This window comes from Deltaproteobacteria bacterium, assembly GCA_011375175.1.
GTDB lineage: Bacteria > Desulfobacterota > GWC2-55-46 > GWC2-55-46 > DRME01 > DRME01.
Window position 1 is genome coordinate 1 of the sequence record DRME01000023.1, and the last position, 4791, is coordinate 4791.

General features: G+C 66.9%; 3 protein-coding genes. All 3 read left to right on the plus strand.

Annotated features, from left to right (window positions below):
• Positions 1-237 precede the first annotated feature (237 nt).
• Genes ENJ37_01660 through ENJ37_01670 form a run of 3 tightly spaced genes read left to right on the plus strand, consistent with a single transcriptional unit; the run spans position 238 to position 4609 of the window.
• The gene (locus tag ENJ37_01660; protein ID HHL39192.1) at positions 238-2196 is read left to right on the plus strand and encodes a flagellar hook-length control protein FliK; all 1959 of its coding nucleotides are present in this window, start codon (positions 238-240) and stop codon (positions 2194-2196) included.
• 45 nt (positions 2197-2241) lie between these two features.
• Positions 2242-2940: a hypothetical protein gene (locus ENJ37_01665; protein ID HHL39193.1), complete on the plus strand. Its 699-nt coding sequence runs from the start codon at positions 2242-2244 to the stop codon at positions 2938-2940.
• 25 nt (positions 2941-2965) lie between these two features.
• Positions 2966-4609, plus strand: a complete 1644-nt coding sequence (locus tag ENJ37_01670; protein ID HHL39194.1) for a flagellar hook protein FlgE — start codon at positions 2966-2968, stop codon at positions 4607-4609.
• Positions 4610-4791 lie beyond the last annotated feature (182 nt).

Sequence of the window (4791 nt, forward strand, 5' to 3'; positions counted from 1 at the left end):
ATGTTCTGCCTCTCCGGTTTCAGACGACAGCATACCCCCGTGCATTCCAGTCGGTCATCCCCTGCCTGACCACCTGCACGTCGGCGAAACCGTTGCGGGCCAGGACCAAGAAAGGACCGGTGGGGAAAATGATGCCTCCTGGCACACTCCGAGCCCCTCCGTCCCCGCCGAACCAACCCCTTGATATCACTGTTCTTTTTCTCTCTTGTCGTCTTGGCATGTTTGTTGCATTTCAAGATGGCGACAGCCGGCGCAGACCTGCGGCGACATGTCGGGTCTGAAGGCACGGCGGCGTCCCGGATTGAAGAGAGTGGAGAATCGCAGATGAGCCTTTATCCCCTGATGGAAATAACGGTGCGGCCCCAGCCGGCAGGCGGAGCGGCGTCGGCCGGAACGCCGACGGTCGGCGGCGAACTCGACGGCGCCGGCGCAGGGTTCGACGATGCGCTCAGGGACGCGGCTTCGGCGTCCGGCGTGGCCGGGCCTTCGGGCGGCGGTGACGGCGGGCCGGCGACGGTGGGGGGGGACTCCGGGGCGAAGAGTTCCTCCAAGGCGGCCGGCGCCTCGGGCGAGGCGCCGGCCGAGGCCGACGGCGGCCGCGGGTCGCAAGGCGGAGGCCGTCTCCGCGAGAGCGGTGAAGCCGGGGAGGGGATGAGCGCGGCGCCGGAGGCGGACGGAGCGGATGAGGCCGTCGAGGAGGTCCCCTCTGTCGCACTCGCGGCTTCCGGTCCCATTCCGGCGGCGGCGGCGGCGGATGAGGGGACGATGCAGGCACGGGCTTGGACAGGGGTGTTGGGAGAAGCCGCCGCGGATGGCGGAAGAGTTGATGGTACGGCGGTCACGGCGGTCACCGAGGCCGTGGGAGACGGCGCAGGGAGCGAAGGGGTCGCCGTGAGGCCCGAGGGTGAAGGCGCGTTGTCCCTGTCGCCGCGCCGTGGCGGCCGGGAGCTGGAGCCGGGGGCTGAGGGCCTTCGTCCCTTCGCCCGCTCGTCCGAGGAAGGCGCGTCTTCCGTGACGGACGGCGGCGACGGCGCAGGGTCGGAGCCGTCCCCATCCGGCGTCACGGCGAAGTCCGTCGGGGCGGCGGCGAAGACCACGCGGGAGACGGAGCAGGGCCGTACCAGGAGCCTTGCGCCCGAGGCCGCGCCGCTCGTCGGCCGGGGGAGCGGGGCGAGGAACAGTCTGGCCGATATGGCCGACTTGATCGAAGGGCTCGATCCCGAGGTCTCCGAAAGACTCCAGACAGCGCCGCTCGGTGAAAGAGGCGGCGACAAGGCCAGGAGCGCTGTCGCAGGGTCGGAGAAGGGGCGTTTGCAGCGCTCCGGGGTGACGGCCGTGGAGGCCGAGTCGCCTTCGGGGCGTGACGGCCGGCATGGCGCTGCCGAGCCTGAGGGCGGAGAAGCGGCTCAGCCGGACCGGAGAGCGCCGGTGACAGACAGGCACGGCTCGTCGGAGACGGAGGGGCGCCGGGGGTCGGACCGGGGCGGGACTTCCGACGGGGCCGGCCGCTCGCAGGGCGGCACAGAAGGCCGCGGGGCCTTTGCGGCGGCGGTGAAGAATGCGGCCGATGGCGCACCGGTTCCGGCGCAGGAGCGCAGCGGCGCGGGACGTTTTGAGGCGCCGGTGAGCTTGAGGACCGACGCCGGCGTCGATCCGCCGGGGAACGGTGCTGCGGCTGCGGCCGAGGGGCGCGGTGTCGAGCCGTCGGCCCCGAGGGAGGGAAGCGCTCCGGGCGCCGCGGCGGGCCGCATCCAGGCGCACTCCCACCAGATATTCGAAGATATCCGCCGGGGCCTCAGCGTGAGCGTCGGGCGCGGTCTCGACCGGGTGCGCATGACCCTCCATCCCGAACACCTCGGAAAGCTCGACATAAAGCTCTCGGTTGATGGAGACGGCGTGAGCGCCCGCATCATGGTGACGAGCCATGCCGTCAAGGGACTTCTCGACGCCGACGCATCGAGGCTTCGAGACGCCTTCGGCGCCCACGGCATGGAACTCAGGGACTATTCGGTCGAGGTCGACTCGCGCGGCGCCCATGACCCTTCGGGCCGGGAGCTTCCAGGCGGCCGGGGCGGCATGGGCCGCCGCGACGGCCGGGCCGACGGCGTCGAGGCCGTCAGCGACGCGCCCGCGCACTTCGGCCCGCCATCGCGCAGCCGCATCGCCTCGGGCCGCGGTCTCGATATATTCGTCTGAGCCGCCGGCCGGTTCAAGACGTATTCGGAAAGGGAGGGACCCAAGATGCAGTCGAATCCTATTCAGCAGACAGGGCAGACACAGCAGCCCCAGCCCCAGGCCTCGGCGCAGGGGGCGGGCGGCTCACCGGCAGGGGGGTCCCTCACCACGCAGGCCATGGGAAAGGACGCCTTCCTCAAGCTTCTCGTCACACAGCTTGAACACCAGGACCCGCTCGACCCCATGGACAACACCGACTTCGTCGCCCAGCTCGCCCAGTTCAGCTCGCTCGAGGGCATAACCAACCTGGGCACATCGATGGACAGGGTGGCCGGCAAGATCACCTCCATGAGCAACCTCTTCTCGTCCAACCTTGTGGGCAGGAAGGTGACGGCCGCCGGCAACGCCTTCACATACTCCGGTTCGCCCGTCACCCTGGCCTACTCGCTCTCCGGCGGCGCGACCAAGGTGAACGTCACCGTCCACGACGCGTCGGGAGCGGTCATAAGGACGCTCAAGGGCAGTGGCGGTCCGTCGGGCGATTACACCGTAACCTGGGACGGCCGCGACCTGAGCGGCATGACCGTCAAGCCGGGAACCTACACGTTCAACGTAACGGCCTCCGACGGCGCGGGCTCCCCGGTGGCCGCCACCACCTACGTGACCGACACGGTCACCAAGGTGGCGCTCACCGGCTCCGCGCCCCAGCTCGTGCTGGGAGGAAATGCCCGCATAGCGGCGGACAGGATAAAGGAAATCTTCTGAGAGAGGGCAGAAAAAGGAGGGTATCATGAACTCGTCACTCTATGCAGGCATAAGCGGTCTCAACGCCAACATGAAGTCGCTCTCGGTCATCGGCAACAACGTGGCCAACGTCAACACCATCGGTTTCAAGACCAGCCGCCCCACCTTCGCCGACGTGCTGAGCCAGTCGGCCACCGGTTCGAGCTCCGACGTCGGTCTCGGCGTCACGCTCAACTCCATCCAGCAGCTCTTCACCCAGGGCGCCTTCGAGACGACGAGCAGCCCGCTCGACATGGCCATAAGCGGCGACGGTTTCTTCATCCTGAAGAACTCGGCCGGCACCTTCTACTCGCGGGCCGGCCAGTTCTCGCTCGACAAGAACGGCTACATCGTCAATCCCGACGGCCTCGTGCTCCAGGGCTACATGGCCAACGCCGCCGGCAACCTCCAGAGCTCGGTCTCGGACCTCCAGCTCACCACCACCACCGAGGCGCCCAACGCCACGAGCTCGATATCCATGCAGGCCAACCTCAACAGCAACGCAAACATCACGGGCTTCGTCTTTACAAGCGGCAGCAACGACAACATCGAGTTCAGCGTCGGGGGCGGTGCCACCATAACGGCGAGCCTCGTCACCCACGGCGGCCTCGTCTCCGGCCAGGCCTACAGCGGCGCTTCCGTGGCGGCGGCCATAAAGACGGCGCTCGAGAGCCAGAACGGCGTCACCGACACATACTCGGTCACCTACGACGGCCAGACCGGCCTCTTCACCGTGACCAACGACTCGGGCAACTCGAACACACTGACGCTGAACTGGGCGTCGGCGGGCAGCACGGCGGCATCGCTGCTCGGCTATACGGCGAGCTCCGGCGCACTTGCCGCGGGTTCCAGTGATACGAGCGACACGGCCGCCGGGGCCTTCAACCTCTCACAGGCCGGCCAGACCTCCAACTTCTCCACCCCCGTCACGGTCTACGACTCGCTGGGGAACTCCCACACCGTGACCCTCTACTTCCGCAAGGACTCGCAGGGATCGACGGGCAACATATGGGAGTGGTACGCCGTCGTCGGCTCCTCGGACTCCACCACCGGCTCGGACCAGATCCAGGCCCAGGGCACGCTCACGTTCAACAACTCCGGCGCCCTCTACAATACGAGCGCCACGACCTATCCCACCGGAGGCTTCGACTTCTCCGGCGGCGCCACCCAGAACCAGACCATAACCTTCGACTTCGGCACCAGCATCTCCCAGAGCGGCGCCGGCACCGACGGCATCGTCCAGTACGGCTCATCCTCGGGTGTTTCCAGCCTCAGCCAGGACGGCTACGCCGCGGGCACCCTCCAGCAGATGAGCATCGACCAGCAGGGCGTCATCTCCGGCGTCTTCACCAACGGCAGAAGCCGCGTACTCGGCCAGGTGCTGCTCGCCGACTTCACCAACCCCGGCGGACTCACCAACGCGGGCGCGAACCTCTTCACCGAGACGACCGCCTCGGGCCAGGCCCTCATAGGCTCGCCCGGCTCGGCAGGCAGGGGCACCGTCCTCTCAAGCACCCTCGAACTCTCCAACGTGGACATATCCAACGAGTTCGTGAAGATGATCACCTCCCAGCGGGGCTTCCAGGCCAACTCGCGCATAATCACCACCACCGACGAAATACTCGCCGAACTGGTCAACCTCAAACGCTAAGGAAACTCTGATTTACCCTGGGGGAAACTTTCTGTAGAAAGTTTCCCCCAGACCCCCTTCAAAGACTTTAAATACGAGTTGGTTTCCCCCTGTTTTGCTTGGCAAAACAGGGGGAAACCAACTCGCATTAAAAGTTTTTGGAGGGAGTCTGAGGGAACCTTTTTACAAAAAGGTTCCCTCAG

What these genes read in the sequence shown, in the direction of transcription:
- ENJ37_01660 (HHL39192.1), top strand. Translation starts at nt 238, where the DNA reads ATGGCGACAGCCGGCGCAGACCTGCGGCGACATGTCGGGTCTGAAGGC.
- ENJ37_01665 (HHL39193.1), top strand. Translation starts at nt 2,242, where the DNA reads ATGCAGTCGAATCCTATTCAGCAGACAGGGCAGACACAGCAGCCCCAG.
- ENJ37_01670 (HHL39194.1), top strand. Translation starts at nt 2,966, where the DNA reads ATGAACTCGTCACTCTATGCAGGCATAAGCGGTCTCAACGCCAACATG.